A 24819-nucleotide genomic window follows, 5' to 3' on the forward strand; every position below is an offset into this window, starting at 1 on the left:
CGGCTCGCGATGGGGCCGGCCCGTATCCGCGGTGGTCGGACCCGACGGCGCGGTCTACATCACCGATGACTACGCCGACGCGGTCTACCGGCTGGCCCCGCCGGGGCGTTAGCGGACCGTGGTGCCGCGGGTCGTGCCCTTGCGGCCGGTGATGCCGACGTAGATCGCGATGAGCACGATCGCGACGATGATGCCGACGAGGAACGGAATGACTTCCCAGCCACCGTTCGAATTCGAGTAGCCGAGCTGGTAGGTCAACCAGGACCCGATGAACGAGCCGAGTGCACCCAGCACGATCGTCATGATCACGCCGATGTTCTGCTTGCCCGGCATGATGAGCCGCGCGAGCGCACCCACGATCAGACCGATGACGAGCGCGCTGAGGATGGTTCCGATCATTTCTGCTCCCTGTTCGTTGTCTGCCGGGGGCCGGTTACCCGTTAACCCCGGTTTCAATGCGCCGGCACGATGAAACCAGATCGTGATGCCGCTGTGATGCAAGTTAACGGTGTTCAAGGTGAGATTGGTGGTGTCACCGTTTCACCGTCGTATTGGGGCCCTCACGTGTCGGCGCGATCAGCAAACCTCCGGCGCCTCGCGGCATCGGCCGCGGCGCTGTTGATGTGCGCCGCATTGTCGACGACCGGGGGTGCACCCGCCGCCAACGCGGCCGGCGCACGCGAGATGCTCGCCAACGCGATCGCCAGCACCCGCGGGTCCTATCTCGTCTACAACTTCGGCGGTGGCCACCCCGCCCCGATGCTCAACGCGGGCGGCGGCTGGTATGAAACCACCAGCGGCGGGCGACTGATGATCATCAAGGCGGCCTCCACTCGGCTTGCGCCACGCCTGCTGGTCGACTCGCACAGGGGTTATCAAGCGCGTTGCGAACGTGATCCCCGCGCCCGCACCGGGGAGGGGTTGTTGCAGGCGTCGGAGATCTTCACTCCGCTGCAAGCCTGGCAGGCGCTCGGACAGCCGACGATCGCGATCAATGCCAACTTCTTCGACGTGCGCGGTCAACGAGGCGGTTCATGGAAAGCCACCGGGTGCAGTTCGCCACTGGGCGCCTACGTCGACAACACACGCGGCCAGGGTAAGGCGAACATGGCGGTGACCGGCACCATCGCCTATGCGGGAAAGCAGGGGTTGTCCGGAGGCAACGAGCACTGGAAAGCGTTGTCCACCATGATTCTTCCGGTGGGCGGAGCGCCGTACGTGGTGCCGCCCGCCAGCCCTGACGATTACGACGCGGCTTCACCGGTGGTGCAACGGCTGGTGGACGAGGGCGTGCGGTTCGTCGCGGTCGCCGGTATCGGCCTGCTCGCGCCGGGTGACACCGGTCAGCTCAACGACGGCGGGCCGAGCGCGGCGCGCACCGCGCTCGCATACGCCAAGGACAAGGACGAGATGTACGTCTTCCAGGGCGGGAGCTACACCCCTGACCAGATCCAGGATCTGTTCCGCGGGCTGGGCAGTGACGCCGCGATCCTGCTCGACGGAGGTGGCTCGTCGTCGATCGTGCTGCGCCGCGACACCGGCGGCATGTGGACCGGCGCGGGGGTGCCCCGCGGGTCCTGTGACACACGGCAGGTGCTGTGCGATTCGCGTGAACGCGGATTGCCGAGCTGGCTCGCGTTCAACTAGGCCGTTCAACTAGGCCGCGGCGCTGTCGGACCCTTCGCCGGATGTGCCGGACGTGCCGCTGTCGGCATTGCCGGTGCTGGCGGTCGAGGAGTGGTTGTCCGGTTTGGCATGCTTCGGGCCGGACTTGGCGCCCGCGTTCGGGCTGAACTTGTTGCCCGGCTTGTAGCCGTTCTTCGAAGTGACGGTGTCACCGTCCGTGTTGCCGGTCTTGGTTTCGCCGGCTTTCGTTTCGCCCGTTTTGGTGTCTCCGGTCTTGGTGTCGCTGGTGTTGGTCTCGCCGGTCCTGGTGTTGGACTCGCTCAACGTGGCGCCGCCATCGCCATCCTCGTCGGTCTTCACGTCCTCGGTGGCGGCCTCTTCGGTGACGGTCGCTTGCTCCGCAGGCGTCTCAACGACGACTTCGGAGCTGATCTCGTTGGCCGGCTCCACCTCACCTTCCGGTTCGTCGGTCACGAGGGTGAGCATCCGCGCGCCGGAATCGGGCAGATCCGTCGGCGAGGGAAGTTCGTCCTCCTCCCGCGTGGCGTCGGGGAGGACATTTTCGGTGGCCTGCTCCAGCGCCTCATCGACGATGTCGGTCAGCGTACTGGTCGGCGTTGTGCCCCAGAGGGATTCGCCGCTGAGGAACCTGAGCAGACTGGTCAGGACGTCTGAGCAAATTTCTTTACGCGCTAAATAAGTTAACTTATCGAACTGGTGGGTCCAGCCAGCGCATTCCTTGAATTCACCCGACTAGGGCGCTGCGCGCCGCCGCCGATGTTTGCCGTACATAACCGCCACCGAACAGGACGACGTGGGCTAACAGCGGATAGAGCTGATGCAGGCCGATCCGGCCGCGCCAGCCCGCCCGCAACGTCCGCGCGGATTGGTAGCCGTCGATCACCTCGTCGAAGTAGGGACAGCCGAACAGCGCAAGCATGGCCAGATCGGTCTCGCGGTGGCCGCCGTGGGCGGCCGGGTCGATCAGCACCACTCCACCCGGTGTCCACATCACGTTGCCACTCCACAGGTCGCCGTGCACGCGGGCGGGTGGGTCATCGTCGTCGAAATCGCCTTCTTCGCACTTCACCATCGCCGTGTCGATGGCAGCGTGGCACTCCGCGTCCAGTCGATCGGCCGCTGCGCGCGCCATCGGGGCCAATCTCTCGCGCGCGTAGAAGGCGCCCCAGCGCTCGTGTCCCCTCAACGACATGGGCAGCGGATCGTGGAGCGGCCCGAAGAACCCGGGCCCTTCCCATCCGTCGGGCGGGGCTCCGAACGCCGCGGCTCCGGCGTCGTGCGTACGAGCGAGTCGGCACCCGAACTCGCGCGCGGCGGATCGGCTGGGTCCAACGCTTCGCAGCCGTTCCAGGGTGAGGCTGCGGTCGTCGTAATCGAGCACGGCCGCGCACGGAACCCCTCCGTCGGCCGCCGAAAGCCACTGCAGCCCAGCGGCTTCACAGGCGAAGAAGCCTGGGGGTGCGGAGGCGTTGCGCTTGACGAACTCGCCCATCGGTCAGGGTTGGCCGGACACCCGGCGCAACACGGCGTCGCGCACGCGGGTCGGCAACTTCGGCACGGCAACCTGCAGTTTGGGCCCCACCCCGACCACATAACGAGCTCGTGGTCTGCGCGCGGTGAGCGCCTCCTCGACCACGGCGGAGACTTTCGCGGTCGGGACAGCGATTCGTTGCGCGACGGGCACCATCTTCTTCATCCCCGCGATGTGTTCGGCGTACAGCGCGCGGTGCTCCGAGGAAAGGGCGGCCTCGGCTTCGACCACCATGGTGTCGGCGGTACGCCACATGTCGGTGTCGGTCTGCGCCGGCTCGACGACGACAACCGGTATCTGCCAGGGCCGCAACTCCATACGCAACGCATCGGCCGCGGCCTCGAGCGCGAACTTGCTCGCGGCATACGCTCCGAGCAACGGCATCGACAGCCTACCGTTGACGCTGGAGATGAACACGATCCGGCCGCGGGCTGCCCGCATCCGCGGCAGTATCGCCCTGGTGACGGCGAGCTGGCCGATCACGTTGATCTCCAACTGCTTTCGCCATTCATCCGATGTCACCGTCTCCATGGGCCCGGTGACGACCACACCGGCGTTGTTGACCACCGCGTCCAGTCGCGGAGGCAGGACGTCGGCCAACGCGGCGATGTGGCCGGCGTCGGTGACGTCGAGGAGTACCGCCGAGATACGGTCCGGATCCAGCCCGGTGACCGCCTCGGCATCCTGCTCCGTGCGGACACCGGCAATCACCTGCCATCCACGCGCGGCCAGGTGCACGGCGATCGCCCGGCCAATTCCCCGTGACGCACCGGTGACGAGTACCGAAGGCATACGGCAAGACTAGCCTCGGCCGCGCCTGTCCCCGACCCAGAACAAGACTCCGGACAGCGCCACCATTGCCGCGGCGATGCCGATGATCGGCGCGACGGTGAAACGGCTCATCGTCGCCCCCACGACCGCCCCACCGCACATCGTCAGAACCACGCTGTAGCGCAACTTCTCCCGCTCACCGGTGCCACCGGCCAACCGGCTGTCGAAGCCGATCCGCACGATCGTCGTCGTCAACACCGTCGTCGACAACTCCTGGATGCCGAACTGCTGGGCGCTGGAGTTCTGGACGCCGAACGCCACAGCCAGGCCGGCGATGAGCAGCAGTTTGGTGTTGTCCTGATAGTCGAGCACGCCGGTCCCGGCAAGCACCGACAGGGCCGCGAGCAGCACGACCTCGAACGTCAGCGTGATCGCCAGCCACCGGCGGACATCGGTGCCGATGTGGCGGGTGAACCGGCCACTGACCACCGCACCCGCGACGAAGCCGGCGAACGCGACGAGCGCGGCGGTCACGTCGACCCCGGAGTTCGGCACCAGCCAGAAACCCAGGAAGATCACGTTTCCGGTCATGTTCGCCACGAACACGTGACCGAGCTTCAGCACGCTGACCGCATCGACCAAGCCGGTCGCGAACGTCAACAACAGCAGGCAGGTGATCGTCAACCGTTGCGAGACAGGGGATTCGACCGCCATGCGCCAGCTCCCCGACTACAGCTGTGGTGTCAGGTCCAGCGACGTGATGGTCGACATATTCGTGATCAGCCACTTGGCATCGCGGCGTTCCATCGTCAACCGGTAGGACAGGTAGCGCAGCGAAGGGATGTTCTTGCTCATCGGGCTGGTCGCCACCGAGTTGGTGTAGACGATCGCGGTGGCCTCGTCGGGGGTCAGGGTTTCCACCGCCGCGCCCAGCACCTGCGTGGTGTTGGTGACCTGCGCTTGTTTGTTCGTCGCGACGATCGCGTCGATGTACTTGCGGTACTCATAGGCGAAGTCGCCACCGAGGAACGCCGCCGACCGGTCCGGCAACGTCTCCATGTTGTCCGGCGTGTAGGTCCACAGTGTGGAGATCGCACTGGCCGCGGTGCGAGCCACGTCGAGTTTGGTGTCGATCTCGGCTCGCTCCGACAGGTAGGGCTGCAGGGTCGACGCGGCGAACGCGGCAGCACCGACGAACAGCACGGCGGCCGCCGCCATCGCAGCGACGAGCCGCTTGCCTGCTGGCCGGTGCGGTACGAATCGCACTTCCTGCGGCACGACGGCGGACTCGTCCGTGGGGTCGGCCTCGACGGCCTCGGCTTCGGCCTCTTCGGGTTCCGAGGCGGCTGCGTCCTGCGCCGCGGCGTCGACGGTGTCGTCGTCGGCCTCCTCGACGCGCGTCCTGCCCTGGCGTTTCGCCTTGCCGACCGGCCGAGGCGCGGGCGTATCCGCTGCGGGTGCCGCCTCCGGTGTCTCCGCCGTGGCGGAATCCGGGGCGGCTTCCGTCGATTCCTTCTGCCGACGCCGAAGGAAGGACCACCGACGCCGGCTCGGCGCCGGGGTGGATTCCGCCGGGGGTCCGGTGGTCAGATCACCTGGATCAGCTGGCTGATCTTCCACTGCTGTCCCTCCTTGATAGCCGTTGCTATCCAACGACTTCCACTCTCGACTGTCGATTTGCCGTCCGGCCCTTTCGTGGAGACCTTGGTCGCGACCAGGATGTCGGCGCTGCCGTTGTCGTTCCACCGCTGCACACCCGCGGCCAGCACTGCTCCACTGGTGGGCTCAGCCTGTGCGACCTGGATCAGTATCTCGTTCTGCTTCTCCTTGAACATCTTCGCGAAATCACCCGTCCCCTGCGCCAGGATCCGATCCACATAGGCGTTGGCGTTGAAGGGGTCCAACGACGTGTAGTCGGTCATGAATTCGCTGACGTACACCAGCGCGGCGTGGTCATTGGCGACCGTGCGGCGGTTGTTCTCGTGGCTGACCAACATCAGCGATCCCGCCGCGATCGCGGCCGCCATCAGAAGTGACGCCGCGGCGGCGATGATCGGAAGCCCCCAGCGGCGCGGTGGCCTCGGTTCCACCTCGAAGAAGTCTCGCTCATCGGCGTCGACTCTGCGCCGCGGACTCATCGGCCCTGCGTATTCATCTGGGGTCGCTTCAGCACGGTGAGATTGGCGACGCGCCACTGGCCGTCGCCGGATTTCGCCAACTCGACCTGCACGGTGGCGGTGATGAACTTCAGCTCGTTGGGGTCATCGCCCCGCTGGCCCTGCAGCGCCAGCAGCATCTCCGCGGTGTCCGGCGTCGCTTCGAGCACCGCGCTGCTGACCGCCCAGTACTCGTTGGAGCTGACACCCGCGCTCTGTCCGGCCTTCTGCTGGTCGATCAACTGCTGCCGGTAACCGTCGGTGGCCAGCGACTGTGCCCGCGCGAAATCCTCCTGCATGGTGTCGCTCTTGAAGCTCAGCATCTGCTCGACGATCCGCGGGCCCTGTTCGGCGATCTGTTCTCTGGTCTCCTCGACCGCGCGCTCGTGCCGGTACACCACCCAGTAGTTCACTGCGACGGCCGCCGCGCAGGCCACCGTGGCGACGATGAGCACGACGGCGGTCAGCGTGCGGACGTTGCGCTCGGGCGGCGGCACCGGACGTACCTCGGTGCGCAGCAGAAGGTCGGCGAAGGTGCGGTGGCGCCGATCCCACAGTGGCCATAGCCATCCGATGAACAACGCCGCGGTGTCGAGCACGTGCGCGACGTCGCGCAGCAGCAACCGCCACACTCCCGGGGTCGAACCGTCGCGCTTCCTGACCGCGATACCGAAAACGGCGCGTCCCAGCGAGAAGCCGACGATGCCAGGCAGTACGAGGCGATTGACCGCGATCACCAACACCACGACGACCACCGCGGCGATGTAGCACCACCACAGCGGACTGCGCAGCGGCGCGGTCAGCGAAACCAATGCCAGCGTCACCAGCACGGCGAGCCCGATCAGGACGTCGACGGCGAACGCGCCGGCCCTGGCCGGCCACGACGCCACCGGCTCCACGGTGGCCTGGTCGGTGGCCGGCGAATCCGGGGTCGTGTCGAGTGTCAGGGTGGACGATGTCACGATGTGACCTGATCCAACTCGGCGACCTTGTAGGTCCCTTCGTCCGGTGCCATCCGCACCCGCAGCCGGTAGCCCTGCTCCTCATCGGCGGTGTCGGAGTTGGTGACCTTGACCCGCACCGCGACCAGGATGTCGAAAGACCCGTCGTCGTTGTGCTTCTCCACCGCCGCGCGCATATCCGAAACCTGCACCCGCACGTCGGCGGCCTGGTACGCGTCGACCAGCACCCCTGCGTACAGCGAGGACTGCACGGCGAAGTCGCCGGTCGAGCAATCGATGATCTTGGTCTGCGCCGCGGTCATGGCGGCGGTGTCGGGCGCGTGCGTCGCGGCCACACAATCCTTCGCCGCCTGCAGTGCCGCCGCTTCGGCGCGCTCGCTGGCCGCGACCCGTTGGTCATTTTTGAAGAGCAGGAATCCCGCGACACCCCCGGCGACGGCGAGCGCGAGCAGCGCCGCGCAGATACTGACAGCCAGGCCGCGACCGATCCGCGACGGTCGGCGGGGATCGGCCGAAACCTGTTCTTCTGTGGTGTCCGGATCCTCGGCGGGCGCTGGGCCTGGGGATACTGCTAACGACTCGTCGGGCGTCTCATCAGCATCGGTGGGGTTCAGCTGGCGGGTGCCAGCATCTCCTTCCATCCGTCGTCTCCTGGGTTACTCGAGTTGCTGACGTTGTATTTCACGCCGTCGGGTCCGACCACCTGGCCGCTGCTCGGGCTGTACACCGCCGTGGAGCCGGGTGGCCCTGGTGCCGGAGTGTAGATGCAGGGGTTGGGTTGTTGTCCACTGCAGGTCACGCTGCCCTGTCCGGGCGGGCTCAGCGGATCGCTGACCGGCGCCGTCGAGTTCGGCGGCGGCAGGTCGCTCGCGGGTGCAGGATTCATCCCGCTGTTGACCGACGGCGCCTGGATGACGCCGCGGCCCGGGTTGACGCCCTGATCGCAGCGCGCGCCAGGGGCCGGGCAGGACAGGATCTGGTTTGGGTCGCCGTACCACGGGTTGGTGCCCAGCGGAACGTACGGCTCATCGCTGCGGCACTCCATCGGCGTCGCCGCCCGCTTGCCCGGGACGTCGACGCAGGGATAGTTGCGGGCGCCGCGAACGACGTTGCCCTGGTAGTCCTTCGGGATCTTGCAGTAGGTGCCCCGCGGCAGCGGCGCCATGCTGGTGTCGGCCGGCGAGCGCCACTCGGACGCGGGCAGGAAGCCGGTCAGACATGGCGGCGGCTGGTTGAGTGCACCTAACGCGAGCGGCAGTTGGCCGTAGCCCTCAAACAACGTGCCCGCTTGCGCCACCGCCGCGCCCTGCGGTAAGAGAACTAGCGACTGCTCGAGGCCCTTGTTGTAGCGCTTGAGCATGTCGGTGACGATCGCGAGGTTCGCTAGCGTCTGCGGCAACGACTCGCGCACCCCGCCGAACACTGCGTTGAGCTGGTCGGCTGTCGGAGCGGCCTGCTGGAGGCCGCTCCGCAGCGCCGCATCCTGCTCGGCCGACTGCGCGGCGATCACGTTCAGGTTGCGCGACCACTGCTCGATGTTGTCGCCGGACTGCACCTGGCTGTCCAGGATCGGGCCTGCGTTGACGATGATGTCGTTGACCTGCGGCAGATGGTCCTTGAAGCCCTGCGCGATGTTGGTCGTCGAATCCACCAGCCGTTGCAGCGCCGGGCCCAGCCCGCCGACCGCCTGTGACGTCTCGGTGAGCAGCGCGTCGATCTTCTCCTTGGGCAGCACCGCCAGACCCCTGTTCGCGGCGTCCAGCGCCGGGCCGACCTCGCTGGGCACGGTGCTCTCGGTGATCGTCGAACCCGGCGACAGGTACTGGTCCGCGTCGCCCGTCGACACCAGGTCCAGATACTGCTCGCCGATCGCCGACACCGAGTGCACGTTCGCCGTCGCGTCGGCGGGAATCTTGTAGCGGTCATCGATGCTCATCACCGCGAGCGCGCCCCGCTGGGTCGGCTCGACCGAGGTGACCTTGCCGATCTGCGTGCCGCGGTAGGTGACGTTGGCCGTCGCGTACAGACCGCCCGAGCGGGGGAGTTCGGCCTTCAACTCGTACTGGCCGATACCGACGAGGCTCGGGATGCGCAGGTAGTACCACCCCAGCACCACCAGCGCGACGATCGTCAGGATGGTGAACAGCACCAGCTGGATCCTGATGAACCTGGTCAGCACAGCTCACTCACCCCTTTCCACCAGCGGGCCGTTCGGTGCGTTGTGCGCGTTCGGCACGAACCGCACATCCGGGATCATCGTCGCCGGGTCGCGACCCCACGCCTGCTCCAGCGCGCGCAGCATCCCGGAAAGGCCCGTGCCCGTCAGTACTGCATTGTCGAGCGACGAAAGTGTCAAGTCCACCATCAGTGACGCGTTGAGGTAGTCGCCGCGGATCACCTTCGGCACGTTCTCAATCGAGAACGGCGCGGTGAGCATGAGCTTGAGGGCGCCGATCAGGTACGGCGACGCCCGCCCGAGCTGCTTGAGCGGCCGCTGCAGGTTCTGCAGGTTGGTGTGCAGATTGTCGCTGGCCGGCGCCAACGCGTTGTCTGCGGCCCGGCTGATCCGGCCGACGGCCTCCACCGCGTCGGCGAACAGATCGCGCGTCTCCGCGAAATGCTTGATCAGCGGCGGGAACTCGGTCAACACCCGGTCCAGCGTGTTGTTGCGCTCCGCGACGATCGTGAGTAGCCGGTCGGTGGAATCGATTGCGCGCGTGATGTCCTGGCGCTGCTGGTTCAATTCGGCGGTGAACGTGTCCAGCTTGTTGAAAAACTCGCGGATCTCATCGGCCCGGCCGTTGAGCACGTTGAAGATCTCGGTCTGGATGACCTCGAGGTTCTGCACCCCGCCGCCCTGCAGGATGGTGGCGATGCTCGCCAGCACCCGCTCGGTGCTCGGGTAGGCCGACGAGTTCGCGAGCGGGATCGTGTCACCGCTTTGCAGCGGCTCCGGCGACGGGTTCGGCGGCGGCTCCAGCTCCACATGCTGTGAACCCAACAAGCTGGTCTGGCCGATGCGGGCTAGGGCGTTCCTGGGCAGTTCGATGTCGGGCTGCAGATCCAGCGTCAGCGTCGCGACCCAGTTCTTCAGCTCGATGGCGCGCACCCGGCCGACATAGACGTCGGCGACCCGCACCCGGCTGTTCACGTTGAGCGCCAAGGTGTCCGGCATCTGCACATAGATCGTCGTCGCGTTCGGCCCCGTGCCCGGACCGCCCGGCAACGGCACGTTCGCGATGCCCTTCCAGTTACCGCAGGAACTCAGCACGAGCGCGACCGCGCCCAGCGCGACGGCTCGCTGCGCGAACCTGCTCCACCTACGAACGCTCATCACCGACCTGCCTCTGCTGGTAGCGGCGGCCCTGCCGGGGCGGGCGCGGCCGGAGCGGGCCCCGGTCCCGGGCCGGGAGCCGGCAGCGGGCCGGCCATCGCCGCTCCGCCCGGATCGCCCGGGATCACACCCGGCGCCGGCGGCGGCGGCGGGCCCGGCTGCGGGTACCACGGCGGCGGCAGCGGGTTGTTCTGGTCGAAGGCATTCGGCGGACCGGGCAGATTGCCGTTGCGCGTCGTGCCGAACGCCGGCGGTGCCGCGGGGACCACACAGTTGGGTCCGCCCAACAGTTCCGCCAGGCACTCCGGGGTCATCATGTTCGCCGTGAACGGTTGCACGTCGACACCCTGCATACCCGGCGCGGCGACCCAGCCCGGTTCGTGGTTGCCGTGCGAGAACAAGGTGTCGCGTGACCAGATGCCCGGCACGGTCGTGTCCTTGTAGCCCGGCGGCGGCTGCAGCCGCGGCTCGGAGTAGGCGATCTGCTTGGGCAGCGTCATCGCCGAGCTGAACTGGTTGATCCCGAACGGCGGGAAGTTGAACTTGATCGCGTCCAGGATCGGCGCTAGGTACTGCGCGCACATCTCGGCCGACTCCTGATAACCCAGCCGGCTGCCCGCCTGGATTGCACTGCACACAAACTGCAGCGGATTGGCGAAGTTGTTTATGACGGCGTAGCTGTTTATGCCACCGGTGACCGGAGAAGCAATATTCACGAGATTCGCGCCGAGATTCGGGAACACGTGTAGGGCGGTCTCCAGACCGTTGCGCGGCTCTGGTTGCAGGATCGCGGTGGTCGCTTCGGCCAGGTTGTTGACGTCGGTGGTGAGCACCTCGGCGTTCTCGTCGAGGAACCCGCGGGTGGTCGTCAACAGCTGGTTGAGGTCCTGCAGTGCGTTCGCGACCTCGCGGTCGGTGTTGGTGAACGCGTTGGTGAACTCGGCGAGATCGTCGTTCAGCGCGACGAACTGCTGATCGCTCTGGTGCAGCGCGTTGACGAACAGCGCCAGGCTTTTCACCACGCTGAAGAAGTCGTCGCGGCCCTCGTTGAGCGCGAACAGTGCCTCCGACAGGTTGTTCAACGTCTCGTTGAGCTGCTTGCCCTTGCCCGCGAAGCCGTCGGCCGCGGATTCGATGATGTCGCCGAACGGGCCCATGGGCTGCTCCGGCGTCGGCCCCAGATCGGTCAGGATCCGGTTGATCGAGTCACGCAGCTCGTCGTACTCGACCGGCACCTGCGTACGCTCCAGCGGGATGACCGCACCGTCCTCCATCACCGGCCCGCCGGTGTACGGCGGCGACAGCTGGATGGTGCGCGACGCCACCAGGCTCGGGTTCAGGATCGACGCGGTGGCGTTGGCGGGCACCTTGTACTTGTTCTCGTAGTGGAAGGTGACCTTCATCTTGTCGCCGGCCGGTTCGATCGCGTCGATCGAGCCGACCTTCACCCCCATGATCTGCACCTTGTCGCCGGGATACAGCGCCAGCGTGTCGGTGAAATAGGCGACGACGGTGTTGGTGGTCAGCTTCTTGTACAGGTTGTACCCGACGAAGGCGGCCACCAACGCCAGCACCACGACCAGCGCGCCGATGATGACGGTCACCCGGGAAACCTTGGGCAACTTCAGGTTTCGGATGTTGAAGATCGTTGTCATCGATCAGCCCCCCTGTCCCTGAGAGAGTGGCGGCAGGAACGGTGGGTTCCCCGGCAGCGGTGGCGTGTTGGCGGGTGGCAGCTGCTGACCGGGGCCCGGGACCGCCGGCGCGGGCAACGCCGGTGGCAACGGTGCGATGCCCGGCGTGAAATCCGGCGGCAGCGGCGGTTGCGGCCCGACCGGCACTGTGCGCGCTCCTGGCGGGGCCGGCGGCAGCGGCATGTCCGCACCCGGCACCGGCGGCGAGATCTGACCCGGAATCGCCGCGGCCGGCACGCCCGGAGACGGCTGCGGGCCGTGCACATTCGGGTCAGAGGTCGCCACATTGGGTGGCCCGTACGCGGGACCGCCGAACGGCCCCACGGACAGATCCGCGCAGGGCAGCGGGTCGCCTGGTGTCGGCAGACCGTCGGCCGGCGGCGTGTACGAGCACGGTGAGCCCTTCAGCACACCGGGTCCCGGGTTCTCGGGGGTGCCTTCGAGCACGGCCGGTCCCGGCGGCGGGGCGCCGTTCTCGAAGCCCTGCGCGTTCGGGTCCGGGAACCGCCAGGCGGGCAGGCCCGCGTCGCGCCAGAACTTCTGCGGGTCGATACCGCGCTTCTTGAAGGCGGCGTCCACGAACGGCTGCAGGATCTGGCCCGGCAGCAGGTTGACCAGCATGACCTTGAAGTACGGGCCCGAAGCGACCGCTTCACCGAGCGACGCCACGAAGCTTGCGACCGTGGTCAGGGTGTCCATCAGGTCGTACTTGCGGTCGACCAGCACGCCGCTGACCACGCGGAGTTGTTCGAGCACCCGGTTGAGGTTCGGGTTGTCGTCGATCAAGCCCTTGACCTGTTCGGAGAACGAGCCGACGCGCTCGAGCAGCATGCTCACCGCGTACTGGCGCTCATTGATCGCGCCGAGCAAGGTCTGGGCGTTGACCAGCAATTGGTTGATCTGTTCACTGCGGCTGCCCAGGATGCCCGCGATTTTGTTGGCGTTGCTCAGCAGCTTCTTGATGTCCTCGTCGCGCTTGCCGATGGTGTCGGAGAACCGGGCCACCCCGTCGAGCGCGGCGCTCAGGTGTGGATAGGTCTGGTCGATGGTCTCCGAGAGCACGTTCAGCGAACGCTTCACGGTCTGGGTGTCCCAATCCGAGGCGGCCTTCGTCACGTCGAAGAACGCGTCGTAGATCTGGTACGGCGTCGTCGTCTGGCCGAGTGGCAGAACGCCGTTCGCGCGCAACGGTTCCGAACCGCGTGGCTCGATCTCCATGGTGCGGCGTCCGAGAATGGTGTCGGTGCGGATGGCGGCGCGGCTGTCGGTGCCGATCTGCGTCCCGCCAAGCCCGAAGCCGATCTTGACCTTGTCGCCCTCGATCTCCATGCTGCGCACATCGCCGACGTCCACGCCAGCGATGCGCACCTTGTCGCCCGTGCCGATGCCACCGGTGTCAGAGAAGTACGCATAGTAGGTGGGCGATGCGAAAAGCATCGGGACACTGGCGAAGCTCTGTCCCACGCCGATGACGATGATCAGGATGATGATTCCCATCAACCCGCCACGGACCCGGTTCGACCCTTCGAGCGTCCTCATTGCGGTGTGCACCTACCCGACGGCTGACTGAAGAGTTTGACGGTCCGGACCGGCCCACCCGGCTGAAGGCCGTTGAGCCGCAAGGAGATATCGCAGGCGTAGAAGTTGAAGAAGTCGCCGTAGATACCGCCGGCCCTGCCGATGATCTTGAACGCGGTGGGCAGCCTGGTGAGCAAGTCGTTGAGCTCGTCCTTCTGATCGATCAGCGGTTGCTGGATGACCTCGAGATGTCCGACGGTGCTCTGCAGCAGCGGCCGGTTGTCGGCGAGCAGGTCGGCGACCGTGCCCGCCGCGTCGCTGATATCCCCGACCGAGGTGGCGATCGGATCCGCGCGGTTCTTCAAGCCGGTGATCAGCTTCTCGAAATCCTGCACGGTCTGGTCGAACTCGGCCTGATGCTTGACCGTGGTGTCCAGCACGGTGTTCAGGTTGCGGATCACCTCGCCGATCGCCTGGTCGCGGTCGGCCAGCGCCGATGTGAGCGAGGCGGTCTGGTCCAGGATGTCGTTGATCGTGCCGCCCTGGCCCTGGAAGACCGTGATGATCGACTCGGCGATGGTGTTGACCTTCTCCGGGTCCAGCGCGCGGAACACCGGCCGGAAGCCGCCGATCAGCGCGTCGAGATCCAGTGCGGGCTGGGTCTGCTCGAGCGGGATCGTTGCGCCGCTGGGCAGCCGCTTGTCGCTGTCACCCCGCTTGAGTTCCAGATAGCGGTCGCCGATGAGGTTCAGGTACCGCACCGAGGCGGTGGTGCCCTCGAACATCGGCAGCGATCGGTCGACATTGAATTCGACCTTCGCCTGCGATCCGCCGTTGACCAACTCGACGCTGTCAACCTTGCCGACCTCGACGCCCGACGCGCGGACGAACTGGCCGGCGCGTAGCCCGCTGGCGCTCGAGAAGATCGCCGAGTAGCTGGTGGTGCGGTCGAAGCGCATCTGTCCGAACACCACCACGATAATCGCGGTGAACAGCAGCAGCACCACTGAGAAGGCGCCGAGCTTGATGGCGGTACCGGTGATTTTCATGGGTTGATCGTGTTCTCCCCGACCTGGCGACCCCAGACGTACTCGATCAGGATCGGCTGGCCCAACTCGAAGTGGTTGTACGGCGCGATCGAAACACCCGTGTCCGCCACAAGATACGGCGCGGGATACAGGTCGCGCGTGATCGGCTGCCAGCAGCCCGGCCGGCCCTCGGGGCCACCGCGCGCGTTCACCCGCGGCAGGTTGTCCGGATACACATAGGGGTTACCGGCGCCTTCAATGGTGGACAGGGTCTGCAGCGAATACCCGTTGCCGCCAAGGGATGCAGCGACTTTTGGCTCCACGTCGTGAAAATTTCGAATGGTGCAGAACAGCGCAGGGCTGTACTCGTCGAGCGTCTTCGATGTCGTCAGAAGGTCTTCGGTGCCGCGAATCAGGTACGGCGCACTGCGCTCGAAGATGTCCGCACCGGTGTTGCCGAATCCGACGGCCGCCATCAGTGCCTGGTCGATGTTGCCCTGCTGCTCGTTGAGCGTGCGGGCGGTGGTGACCGCGTTCTCCAACCCGGCGAACAGGTCGGGCGCCGCGTCGGCGTACACCTCGCCGAGGTCGGCCAGCAGGCGGTTGTCCCGCGCGAGTTCGGGCATCCTGGCGTTGACGTCGGTGAGGATCTCGTTGCCGTTGATGATCGACTGGCCGAAGCGATCGCCCAGCCCGTCGAGCGCCTCCGCCGTTGCGCTCAGAGTCTGGTTCAGCTTGATCGGGTCGACCTGCTCGGAGAGCGACACGACCGTTTCGAACAAGGTGTTGAACTCCGTTGTCACCGTGGTCACGTCGATCACGTCCGACGACGTGATGCGTTGCGGTGTCGGGTTTTCCGGTGACGAGAAGTTGATGTACTTGTTGCCGAAGACGGTGGTCGCATCGATGCTGGCATCGACGTTCTTCGGGATCAGCTCGAGGTACTTCGGATCCACGTCGAGGAGGATCTTGGCCCTCGGCTCACCGCCGACGTTGACCGCTTCCACGTCCGCCACCCGGCCGATCTCGACGCCGTTGTAGGTGACCTTGGCGCCGGGATCCATGGACAGGCCCGACCGCGCGGAGATGATCGTCAGCTGTTCGCGCGGCAGGAAGTCGCCGCGGAACTGCATGTACACCAGCACCAGCCCGACGACTGCCAGCAGGCTCAGCACCAGGCCGGCCAGCTTGTACGGCGGGGTGCGGGGGTTGTTGAGTGGGGCGGTCATGGCGCTACACCGTCAGGTTGAAGTTCGGGTCGACGCCGTAGAGCGCCAACGAGGCGAACAGGACCACACAGACGATCGCCACCAGCGATGCGCGCATGGAGCGACCGACGGCCTCGCCGACGCCGACCGGGCCGCCGCTGGCGAAGTAGCCGTAATAGCAGTGGTTGAGCATCACGATGACCGAGATGATCACCGCCTGGATGAACGACCAGAAGACGTCGTCGGGACGCAGGAACGTCCGGAAGTAGTGCTCGTAGGTGCCGATCGACTGGCCGTAGAAGAACGTGGTGGTCACCTGGGCGGACAGGAAGCTCATGATGATCGCCATCGCGTACAGCGGGATGATCACGATGAAGCCCGCCATGATCCGGGTCGACACCAGGTACGAGATCGACTTGATGCCCATCACCTCGAGCGCGTCGATCTCCTCGCTGATGCGCATGGCACCCAACTCCGCCGTCGCGCCCGCCCCGACCGTGGCGGCCAGCGCCTGGCCCGCGACGACCGGCGCCGCGATGCGCACGTTGATCAGTGCGGCGAAGAAGCCGGTGAACGCTTCGACACCGATGTTGCCGAGCGAGGCGAAGCCCTGGATCGCGACCAGCGACGAACCGGACAGCGTCACGAAGCCCACGATCGCGACCGTGCCGCCGATCACGGCCATCGCGCCCGTGCCCATGCCGATCTCGGCGATCAGCCGCAGCGTCTCCCTGCGGTAGTAGCGCAGTGCGTGGCCGATCGACCCGACCGCGGTGATGACGAACCATGCGACGTGCCCGACGCTGTCGAGGAACCGGGCCGGCGCGCTGGCCACACCCTTGGTGCGCTCGTACGCCCGCGGAAACCGAGAACGCAGGACCGTTGTCGTCGACACGTCAGCTCCCTGTTCCGAACCGGACACCGATCGTGGTCAGGACCACGTTGACCGCGAACAGCGCGATGACGCAGAGCACCAGCGTCTCGTTGACCGCGGTACCGACGCCCTTCGCGCCGCCGGCGACGGTCAGGCCGCGGTAGCAACCGACCAGGCCGGCGATCAGGCCGAACGTCATGGCCTTGATGATCGAGATGACGACCTCGGGCAGCCCGGTGATCAGGGTCAGCGTCGAGACGTAGGCGCCCGCGGAGACGTTCTGCAGGTAGACGCCGAAGATGAAGCCACCGACCAGCCCGACCGTGATCACCGCGCCGTTGAGCAGCAGAGCGACGAAGGTGGAGGCGACGACGCGGGGCACCACCAGCCGGTGGATCGGGTCGATTCCGAGGACCTCGAGCGCGTCGATCTCCTCGCGGATGGTGCGTGCTCCCAGGTCTGCGCAGATGGCGGTCGAGCCCGCCCCGGCGACCACGAGCACCGTCACCAGAGGCCCGAGCTGCGTGACGGCGCCGATCGCCGCCCCGGCGCCGGAGACGTCGGCGGCGCCGAACTCGGCGAGCAGGATGTTGAGCGTGAAGATGAGGAGCACCGTCAGCGGGATGGAGACCGCCAGCGTCGGCAGGAACGCCACCCGCATCAGGAACCAGCTCTGCAGGATGAACTCGCGCCACTGGAACGGCGGCTTGAACAGTGCTTTACCGACGAGAACGCACATGCGTACGAAGCCGCCGACCGCTTCCAGGCCAGGTCTGACCTGATCGCGTACGTAACCGACAACGCCGGTCGACGCCGTCACCAGTGTGCTCCCGTGGCGCAACGGCGACTGTCGCGGTGCACCGGCAGCCCCTGTCGCACGGCCCCTCCTTGCCCCGACCTGATTGTTGTTGTCCCCGTCTCGCTACCAGTCGGTAGTAAGACAGACCACAGGAATGTACCCGATGCGATTCCCGCCGTGCAGGGCATCGGCCGGATTGTGCCTGGAACCGTTAGCAAACCCGATTCCGTTCTCTAATTCGGCTGTGGCGCAGTAGAAACCGTCCCTTCGGAGCTACTTTGCGCGGCGTCAACCGGCTTCGCGGCCCCAAACCGTGCTCGCAGTTCGGTTTTCAGGACTTTGCCGGCAGGGTTGCGCGGCAACGCATCAACGACCTCGACCGCCTTCGGGTGCTTGTACCGGGCGAGCCGTTCGTCGAGGAACGCGTCGAGCTCGCGCAGGTCGAGATGGGTCTGCTCGGCCGCGCTGAGAGCGGCATCCAGCGCGACAACGGCCACGGGGACCTCGCCCCACTTCTCATCCGGGCGGCCGATGACGGCGACCTCCGCGATCGCGGGGTGCGCGGCGAGCGCGTTCTCCACCTCGGCACAGTAGATGTTCTCTCCGCCCGAGATGATCATGTCCTTCTTGCGGTCGACCACCCAGACATAGCCCTCCTCGTCCTGACGGACGAGATCGCCGGAGTGGAACCAGCCGCCGGCGAACGCTTCCGCGGTGGCCTGGGGATTGTTCCAGTAGCCGGCCATGAGAGTCGGTGCACGATAGACGATCTCGCCGACCTGACCGACCGGAACATCGTTCATGTCCTCGTCGACGACACGCGCCGCCACCGTCGGGATCACCTTGCCGACCGATCCGAGTTTGCGGATCGCGTCCTCGCCCAACAGCATGCAGGTCACCGGCGACATCTCGGTCTGGCCGAACGCGGCCAGGATCTGGGTGCCGGGGAACGTCTCGGCCATCTGACGCAGCAACGTGTCCGACGCGGGCGCCGCGCCCCAGGACAGCACGCGCAGCCGCAGATCGCGGGGGCGGGCCTGCTGTGCCGCGCACACCGCCTGCCACTGGGCGGGCACCAGGAAGATGCCGGTGACCTGCTCGGCCTCGAGCACGTCGAGCAGCTCGTCGGGGTTGAACGCGCCCAGCGGGTAGACGACCGTCGGCCGCCCCAGCAGCAGGCCGGGGATCATGTTGCCGATCCCGGCGATGTGGAACAGCGGCACACCGATGAAGCCGACGTCGCTGTTGATGTCGGCGCCGTTGGTGAACAGGAAGGTCAGCGCCTGCCCGGCGATGTTGGTGTGGGTGAGCACCGCGCCCTTCGGCCTGCCCGTGGTGCCCGAGGTGTACATGATCAGCGCCGGGGAGTCGTTCGGGATGTCCACGACCGCCGCCGGTGCGCCGGCCTCGGAGATCAGGTCGTCGTAGCCGATCAGGTCGTTCTCGGTGCTGCCGCCGGCTACGACGACGGTGGTCAGCGTCGGGTCGATGTCACGCACCGCGGTGGCCACGCCGGCCAGCACCGCCTCGGTGATGACCACCCCGGCCTGACAGTCGCTGACCAGGAAGGCGATCTCGGTCGGGGTCATGCGGAAGTTGACCGGGACCGCGATCGCACCGAGCTTGTTGACCGCCAGGAACGACTCGATGTACTCGGTGCGGTTGAGCATCAGGATCAGCACCCGGTCGCCGGAGCCCACTCCCCGCCGGCTCAACGCCCCGGCCAAGGCGCCGACCCGCTGGTCGAGCTCACGCCAGGTGGTTGTCTTGCCGAGATAGCGCAGCGCGGTGGCGTTCGGCTGCATCAGTGCGTGGCGGGCCAGCTGGTTGGTCCAGTTCTGTCTGCGAGCGAGATAGGGCTGGGCGGTGGGGTCCGGCTCGATCAAGACTTGCTGCTCCATCGGATCTCGGGGTTGCGCGCGTTTGACATTTGATCAAACATGGTGTTGCCCCGGTCACACTATGGCCTCGGCCGCTCGGGTACAAGCCCTCGTCAACGAAGGCCGGATCGCACCGGGAGAACACAGTGAACGCACCGACCGCACGGCTCTCGAAGCCGCGCCGGAGCGTACGGCGCGAACAGCTGTCCGACGAGGTCGCGGCGCGGCTGCGCGCCGACATCATGACCGGCGTGCTGCGGCCGGGCACCTTCATCCGGCTCGACGAGACGGCCGCAGCGCTCGGGGTCAGCATCACGCCCGTGCGCGAGGCGCTGCGCACCCTGCGCGGCGAAGGCATGGTCCAGCTCGAGCCGCACCGCGGCCACGTGGTCGTGCCGCTGACGCGCGCCGACGTCGAGGACATCTTCTGGCTGCAGGCCGCTATCGCCCGTGAGCTGGCGGCGACGGCCACCGCCCGCATCACCGACGGCGAGATCGACGAGTTGGACCGGCTCAACGATGAGTTGGAAACCGCGGTCGCCCACCACGACATCGCCGAGATCGCCGCCGCGGAGTTCGCGTTCCACCGAGCGTTCAACCGGTCGACCGGCCGCATCAAGCTGGCCTGGTTCCTGCTCCACGTCGCCCGCTACCTGCCGGGCCAGATCTACGCCGGCGACCCGCAGTGGGGGGTCGCCGCGGTGGCCAGCCACCGCGAGCTCATCGCCGCCCTGCGCCGACGCGACGTCGACACCGTCGTCTCGCTGACCGCCGGCGAGTTCACCGACGGGGCCCAGCGCCTGATCGCGCGCCTCGACGAAACAGGGTTGTGGAGCTGACCCCTCTACGTGGCCGCCAGTTGTTCGGCGCGGGCCTTGAGATTGTCGGCCAAATAGTCGAGCGTGTCGCCGATCGCCTTCTTCACCATCGGCTTCGGAATGGGCAACTTGGTCTCGACGTCGAGGTCGACGGTCAGCAGCGAGGTCGCGCCCAGCGGCACGACGGAGAACTTTTGTTCCTGTTTCTCGAAGTGATCGCCCTGCTGCAGGACGGTGAAGATCTGGTTCTCGCCGGGGTAGTAGACCGCGGTGATGAAGGTGCCCGCCTGGCCCTGCACCACGACGTCGAGTCGCAGCTGGCTGGGCCGGCCGTCGTTGTACCGGGCCAGCACCCAGCACCCCTTGATCTCCTCGTTCCATTCGGGGTAGGCCTCGAAGTCCGCGACGATCCCCATGATCGCTTCGGCGGAGGCCGCCACCTCGACTGTCTTGCTCACGAGCGGCATCCGACGAGCATATCTATTGGTCGATGCGGGCCTTTTCCAGCAGTGCGCGGATCGGATCCGGGATCGGCACCGGCTTGCGTCGCGCCCGGTCGACGTAGACGTGAACCCAGTGCCCGACCGCGGCGGTCGGACCGTCCTGCTGCCACAGCCCCAGCCGGTACGTGACGCTGCTGTTGCCCAGCCGGGTGACCGCGAGGCCCACCGTCAGCGGGTCCGGGAAGCGCAGCTCGGCCTCATACCGGCAGCCGGATTCGGCCACCACGCCCTGCCAGGGCGCGGTCAGCGGGTCGAGCCCGAGGCTGGTGTTGATCCATCCGTTGATCGCCGAGTCGAACAGCGCGTAGTAAACCGCATTGTTGAGGTGTCCGAACATGTCGTTGTCGGCCCACCGCGTGGTCACCGGCCAGTGCACCGGAAAATCCGCCGGGGCCGGGATCGCCTCGCGTTCGGTCATGGCGCAAGTCTGGCAGGCGTGCGATTGCCGGTTCGGGCGGTGCGACGGCAGGCTGGTCCCATGAGGATCCGCGGTGCCGTGCTGGAGGAGATCGGCCGCGACCGGCCGTATGCCGAGTCCCGACCCCTGACCGTCGGCGAGCTCGACCTCGCCGCGCCGGGGCCCGGGGAACTGCTCGTGCGGGTCGAGGCCGCGGGGCTGTGCCACTCCGACCTGTCGGTGGTCGACGGCAACCGCGTCCGGCCGGTACCGATGCTCCTCGGCCATGAGGCGGCCGGCGTCGTCGAAGAGATCGGCCCCGGCGGATCCGACATCGGAGTCGGCGCCCGCGTGGTGATGACGTTCCTGCCTCGTTGCGGCGAATGCGCGGCATGCGCGACGGACGGCCTCACCCCCTGCGAGCCGGGCTCCGCGGCCAACGGTGCGGGCACGCTGCTGACCGGCGAGCGCCGGCTCTCGCGCGACGGGCAGCCCGTGCACCACCATCTCGGCGTCTCCGGTTTCGCGACCCACGCGGTGGTCGACCGCCGGTCGGTCGTGCCGGTGCCCGACGACGTGCCCGCGGTGGTGGCCTCGCTTCTCGGCTGCGCCGTGCTGACCGGCGGCGGTGCGGTGGTCAACGCTGGGCGGCCCCGCCCGGGCGACACCGTCGCCGTCGTCGGCCTCGGCGGGGTGGGCATGGCCGCCGCGCTCATGGCGCTGGCGCAGGACGACGTCCGCGTGGTCGGCGTCGATCAACTTCCCGAAAAGCTCGAGCGGGCACGCGGTCTCGGGGTGCACGACACCTACTCGCCGGAAGACGCCCGCGAGAACGGCGTCAAGGCGCACATCGTGGTCGAAGCCGTCGGGCATCCGAGCGCACTGGAGACCGCGGTCGATCTCACCGCCGCGGGTGGGCGCACGGTGACGGTGGGCCTCCCCCGCCCCGATGCACGAGTGACACTGTCTCCCTTGGGTTTTGTCGCCGAGGGACGTTCGCTGATCGGCAGCTATCTCGGTTCGGCGGTGCCGTCGCGCGAGATTCCGCAGTTCGTCGAGCTGTGGCGCGCGGGGCGGCTGCCTGTCGAATCGCTGGTGTCGTCGACGATCTCGCTCGACGAGATCAACTCCGGTATGGACGAGTTGGCCGACGGCCGGGCGGTGCGGCAGGTCATCCGGTTCGACTAGGCGTCAGAACCAACCGTCGCGCATTTCCAGGGTTGTGCGATCCAGGCTGGCCAGCAGGTCGAGTTGCGGTGCGGTCCTGGGCAATTCGTATCGGAAGAAGTAGCGGGAGGCCTGGCGCTTGCCGTCGTAGAAATCGCCGGTGTGGCCGTGCGCGGCGATCTCCTGCTGTAGCCATATCCAGGCGATGACGATGTGGCCGAACGCCTCGAGGTAGATCACGCTGTTGGCCATGGCCGCGTCGACGTCACCGGAGCCGAACATGTCGGCGGTGACGGCGGTCAGGCGTTGCCACGCCGCGTCCAGAAGGCTCGCGTGTTCGGCGGGGCGACCCCCGAGTGCGGCTGCCTCGGCGACCGTCTTCTCGATCGCGGTTCCCAACGCCGCCAGGCCCGCGCCGCCGCGCGCAGGAACCTTGCGGCCCAACAGGTCCAGGCTCTGGATTCCGTGCGTGCCTTCGTGGATCGGGTTGAGCCGGTTGTCGCGGTAGTGCTGTTCGACGTCGTACTCGCGGGTGTAGCCGTATCCGCCGTGCACCTGGATCGCCAGGCTGTTGGCCTCCAGACACCACTGCGACGGCCAACTCTTGCCGACGGGCGTCAGCATCTCGAGCAGCAGGGTGGTGGCGTCGCGCTCCTCGTCCGACACCGCGCTGTGCTGCAGGTCGACCAGCTTCGCGCAGTACAGCAGCAACGCCAGCCCGCCCTCGGCATACGCTTTCTGCGCCAACAACATCCGCTTGACGTCGGCGTGCTCGATGATCGGCACCTGCGGCGTCGACGGATCCTTGGCGCTGACCGGGCGGCCCTGCGGGCGCTCGCGGGCGTACTGCACCGATTTGAGATAGCCGGTGTAGCCGAGCGCCACCGCGCCCATCCCGACGCCGAGTCGGGCCTCGTTCATCATGGTGAACATGTAGGCGATGCCGCGGTGTGGTTCGCCGACGAGATAGCCGACCGCTCCGGGCTTTCCGCCCGGCGTGTACGTGCCCTCGCCGAGGTTGAGCACCGTGTTCGTGATGCCCCGCTGGCCCATCTTGTGGTTCAGCCCCGCCAGCACGATGTCGTTTCGCTCGCCGACCGCGCCGTCGCCACCGGGCAGGTATTTGGGCACGATGAACAACGAGATGCCCTTGGTTCCCGGTGGCCCGCCGGGAATCTTGGCGAGCACCAGGTTGACGATGTTGTCGGTCAGTTCGTGTTCGGCGCCGGAGATCCACATCTTCGACCCGAACAGCCGGTAGGTGCCGTCTTCTCGGGGTTCGGCGCGGGTGGTGATGTCGGCCAGCGACGAACCCGCCTGTGTCTCCGACAGCGCCATGGTGCCCGAGAACCGGCCCGCCAGCATCGGTTTGACGAACCCCTCGATCTGCTCTTCGGTGCCGAAGCGGGCCAGCAGGTTGGCGTTGGCCATCGTCAGCATGAGGTAGCCGGTCGTGCTGAGGTTGGCCGCCGAGAACCAGGCGAACGCGGCCTGTGCCACCGCTGCGGGCAGCTGCGCGCCGCCGAGACGGTGCTCCATCGACATCGCAATCAGGTCGGCGGCGGCGAACGCGTCCCACGCCTCCTTGACCTCGGGGATCACGGTGACCTTCTCGCCGTCGAAGGTCGGCTCGTTGGCGTCGCTGGTCTTGTTGTGCGGCGCGAAGTACCGCGTCGCCAGCTGCTCACAGAGTTCCAGCACCGCGTCGAAGGTCTCGCGCGAGTGCTCGGCGAACCGTTCGCGTTCGGTCAGCTGCTCGACGCGCAGCCACTCATAGAGCAGGAAGTCGAGGTCGCGACGCGACAGCAGCAGCGACTTCACGGTGCGGTCGCGGTGTCCGGTTCGCCGGGTAGCGCGTCGACCTCGATGCCCAGCGGGGACTCCGCCCGCACGGACTCGTCGCGGATCAGGCCGCGCAGTAACGCCGTGCTGAACTCGACGGCGATCTCCTGGGCGGTGCGCCTGCCGTGGGGCCGCAGCCAGCGGTACGCGCCCAGCGTCATGCCGATGTAGCCCAGCGCCAGCACGTGTGAGTCGCAGTCGTAGAACTCACCGCTGGCGATGCCACGGTCGATGACGTCGCGCACGTGTTCGTAGACCTGCGTCTCCTTCTCGCGGATGTAGGCCACCTGCTCCTCGGTGAACCACTCGCCGATGTAGGGGCCCTCCTGGAAGTACACGGCCGCACGTTCGATGTCGCTGGCGATGCCGACGAGCAGGCGCCGGGTGAAGTGGTAGATCGTCTCGCGGGCCGACGCCGTGGGGTCGTCGTGCAGCGCGTCGACCGTGAAGTCCGCCGCGCCCTTGTAGATGTCGTAGAGGATCAGCGACTTGCTGGCGTAGTAGTGGTAGACGGTCGCCTTGTTCAGGCCGACCGCGTCGGCGACATCGTCCATCCGGGTGCCGTGGTAGCCGCGCGCGGCGAAGAGCTTGGTGGCTACGGCCAACAACTCGTCGCGACGGGTCCTCCCGTTCTGGGTGGCGGCGTCCGAAGAGGGCATGGCGACTCACTATATGCAGGCCGGAAGCGCG

The 24819-nt window shown here is 67.1% G+C and carries 25 protein-coding genes; 3 read left to right on the forward strand and 22 right to left on the reverse strand.

The window, feature by feature from the left end; all coding sequences use genetic code 11:
* Window positions 1-108: 108 nt before the first annotated feature.
* On the reverse strand, window positions 109-399 hold the full coding sequence (locus A5698_RS05930; protein WP_068294383.1) for a GlsB/YeaQ/YmgE family stress response membrane protein: 291 nt from the start codon (window positions 397-399) through the stop codon (window positions 109-111).
* A gap of 222 nt (window positions 400-621) precedes the next feature.
* Between A5698_RS05930 and A5698_RS05935 the strand changes: the two genes are divergently transcribed.
* On the forward strand, window positions 622-1647 hold the full coding sequence (locus tag A5698_RS05935; protein WP_231967314.1) for a phosphodiester glycosidase family protein: 1026 nt from the start codon (window positions 622-624) through the stop codon (window positions 1645-1647).
* Between the two features lie 9 nt (window positions 1648-1656).
* Here A5698_RS05935 and A5698_RS05940 read toward each other — a convergent pair whose 3' ends face one another.
* The 17 genes from A5698_RS05940 to fadD5 all read right to left on the reverse strand — a co-directional run bounded on the left by A5698_RS05940 (window position 1657) and on the right by fadD5 (window position 19423).
* On the reverse strand, window positions 1657-2100 hold the full coding sequence (locus A5698_RS05940; RefSeq protein ID WP_156670626.1) for a hypothetical protein: 444 nt from the start codon (window positions 2098-2100) through the stop codon (window positions 1657-1659).
* A gap of 271 nt (window positions 2101-2371) precedes the next feature.
* Window positions 2372-3139 (reverse strand): fructosamine kinase family protein, encoded by a 768-nt coding sequence (locus A5698_RS05945; protein WP_068294393.1) that lies wholly within the window; start codon window positions 3137-3139, stop codon window positions 2372-2374.
* Window positions 3140-3142: 3 nt separating this feature from the next.
* Window positions 3143-3970: an SDR family NAD(P)-dependent oxidoreductase gene (locus A5698_RS05950; RefSeq protein ID WP_068294396.1), complete on the reverse strand. Its 828-nt coding sequence runs from the start codon at window positions 3968-3970 to the stop codon at window positions 3143-3145.
* Between the two features lie 9 nt (window positions 3971-3979).
* Complete coding sequence (locus A5698_RS05955; protein WP_067080293.1) at window positions 3980-4663, reverse strand: YoaK family protein; 684 nt, start codon at window positions 4661-4663, stop codon at window positions 3980-3982.
* A 15-nt stretch (window positions 4664-4678) separates the two neighbouring features.
* On the reverse strand, window positions 4679-5569 hold the full coding sequence (locus tag A5698_RS05960; protein ID WP_068294399.1) for a mammalian cell entry protein: 891 nt from the start codon (window positions 5567-5569) through the stop codon (window positions 4679-4681).
* Window positions 5536-6087: an Rv1363c family protein gene (locus A5698_RS05965; protein WP_067080300.1), complete on the reverse strand. Its 552-nt coding sequence runs from the start codon at window positions 6085-6087 to the stop codon at window positions 5536-5538. Before A5698_RS05965 ends, A5698_RS05960 begins: the two co-directional genes overlap by 34 nt.
* Window positions 6084-7067: an RDD family protein gene (locus A5698_RS05970; RefSeq protein ID WP_068294402.1), complete on the reverse strand. Its 984-nt coding sequence runs from the start codon at window positions 7065-7067 to the stop codon at window positions 6084-6086. Before A5698_RS05970 ends, A5698_RS05965 begins: the two co-directional genes overlap by 4 nt.
* Entirely contained in the window at window positions 7064-7708 is a 645-nt protein-coding gene (locus A5698_RS05975) for an Rv1363c family protein (RefSeq protein WP_067080306.1), read from the reverse strand. Before A5698_RS05975 ends, A5698_RS05970 begins: the two co-directional genes overlap by 4 nt.
* Window positions 7678-9246: a virulence factor Mce family protein gene (locus A5698_RS05980; protein WP_067080307.1), complete on the reverse strand. Its 1569-nt coding sequence runs from the start codon at window positions 9244-9246 to the stop codon at window positions 7678-7680. Before A5698_RS05980 ends, A5698_RS05975 begins: the two co-directional genes overlap by 31 nt.
* Window positions 9247-9249: 3 nt before the next feature.
* The gene (locus tag A5698_RS05985) at window positions 9250-10401 is read right to left on the reverse strand and encodes an MCE family protein (RefSeq protein WP_067080309.1); all 1152 of its coding nucleotides are present in this window, start codon (window positions 10399-10401) and stop codon (window positions 9250-9252) included.
* Window positions 10401-12056: a virulence factor Mce family protein gene (locus tag A5698_RS05990; RefSeq protein WP_067080312.1), complete on the reverse strand. Its 1656-nt coding sequence runs from the start codon at window positions 12054-12056 to the stop codon at window positions 10401-10403. Before A5698_RS05990 ends, A5698_RS05985 begins: the two co-directional genes overlap by 1 nt.
* 3 nt (window positions 12057-12059) lie before the next feature.
* Window positions 12060-13634, reverse strand: a complete 1575-nt coding sequence (locus A5698_RS05995) for an MCE family protein (protein ID WP_067225413.1) — start codon at window positions 13632-13634, stop codon at window positions 12060-12062.
* Complete coding sequence (locus A5698_RS06000) at window positions 13631-14662, reverse strand: virulence factor Mce family protein (RefSeq protein WP_067080318.1); 1032 nt, start codon at window positions 14660-14662, stop codon at window positions 13631-13633. Before A5698_RS06000 ends, A5698_RS05995 begins: the two co-directional genes overlap by 4 nt.
* Complete coding sequence (locus tag A5698_RS06005; RefSeq protein ID WP_068294405.1) at window positions 14659-15870, reverse strand: MCE family protein; 1212 nt, start codon at window positions 15868-15870, stop codon at window positions 14659-14661. Before A5698_RS06005 ends, A5698_RS06000 begins: the two co-directional genes overlap by 4 nt.
* A gap of 4 nt (window positions 15871-15874) precedes the next feature.
* On the reverse strand, window positions 15875-16744 hold the full coding sequence (locus A5698_RS06010; protein ID WP_068294408.1) for an MlaE family ABC transporter permease: 870 nt from the start codon (window positions 16742-16744) through the stop codon (window positions 15875-15877).
* A gap of 1 nt (window position 16745) precedes the next feature.
* Window positions 16746-17543, reverse strand: coding sequence for an MlaE family ABC transporter permease (locus A5698_RS06015; protein WP_064401098.1), 798 nt, complete (start codon window positions 17541-17543; stop codon window positions 16746-16748).
* A gap of 212 nt (window positions 17544-17755) precedes the next feature.
* Window positions 17756-19423 (reverse strand): fatty-acid--CoA ligase FadD5, encoded by a 1668-nt coding sequence (gene fadD5 / locus A5698_RS06020; RefSeq protein ID WP_068294411.1) that lies wholly within the window; start codon window positions 19421-19423, stop codon window positions 17756-17758.
* 125 nt (window positions 19424-19548) lie between these two features.
* Here fadD5 and A5698_RS06025 point away from each other — a divergent pair, with 125 nt between their 5' ends.
* Window positions 19549-20241, forward strand: a complete 693-nt coding sequence (locus A5698_RS06025; RefSeq protein WP_068294414.1) for a GntR family transcriptional regulator — start codon at window positions 19549-19551, stop codon at window positions 20239-20241.
* 5 nt (window positions 20242-20246) lie between these two features.
* On the opposite strand, the gene A5698_RS06030 is transcribed toward A5698_RS06025, so the two are convergent.
* Window positions 20247-20687, reverse strand: a complete 441-nt coding sequence (locus tag A5698_RS06030; RefSeq protein ID WP_067080334.1) for an SRPBCC family protein — start codon at window positions 20685-20687, stop codon at window positions 20247-20249.
* A 13-nt stretch (window positions 20688-20700) separates the two neighbouring features.
* Window positions 20701-21141 (reverse strand): acyl-CoA thioesterase, encoded by a 441-nt coding sequence (locus A5698_RS06035; RefSeq protein ID WP_068294418.1) that lies wholly within the window; start codon window positions 21139-21141, stop codon window positions 20701-20703.
* 60 nt (window positions 21142-21201) lie between these two features.
* Between A5698_RS06035 and A5698_RS06040 the strand changes: the two genes are divergently transcribed.
* The gene (locus A5698_RS06040) at window positions 21202-22308 is read left to right on the forward strand and encodes an alcohol dehydrogenase catalytic domain-containing protein (RefSeq protein WP_068294422.1); all 1107 of its coding nucleotides are present in this window, start codon (window positions 21202-21204) and stop codon (window positions 22306-22308) included.
* A 3-nt stretch (window positions 22309-22311) separates the two neighbouring features.
* On the opposite strand, the gene A5698_RS06045 is transcribed toward A5698_RS06040, so the two are convergent.
* Window positions 22312-24108, reverse strand: a complete 1797-nt coding sequence (locus tag A5698_RS06045; RefSeq protein WP_068294424.1) for an acyl-CoA dehydrogenase — start codon at window positions 24106-24108, stop codon at window positions 22312-22314.
* Complete coding sequence (locus A5698_RS06050) at window positions 24105-24788, reverse strand: TetR/AcrR family transcriptional regulator (protein WP_067080346.1); 684 nt, start codon at window positions 24786-24788, stop codon at window positions 24105-24107. The genes A5698_RS06045 and A5698_RS06050 overlap by 4 nt, the downstream gene beginning before the upstream one ends.
* Window positions 24789-24819: the final 31 nt, after the last annotated feature.

The organism is Mycobacterium sp. E136, assembly GCF_001666865.1.
Classification (GTDB): Bacteria; Actinomycetota; Actinomycetes; order Mycobacteriales; family Mycobacteriaceae; genus Mycobacterium.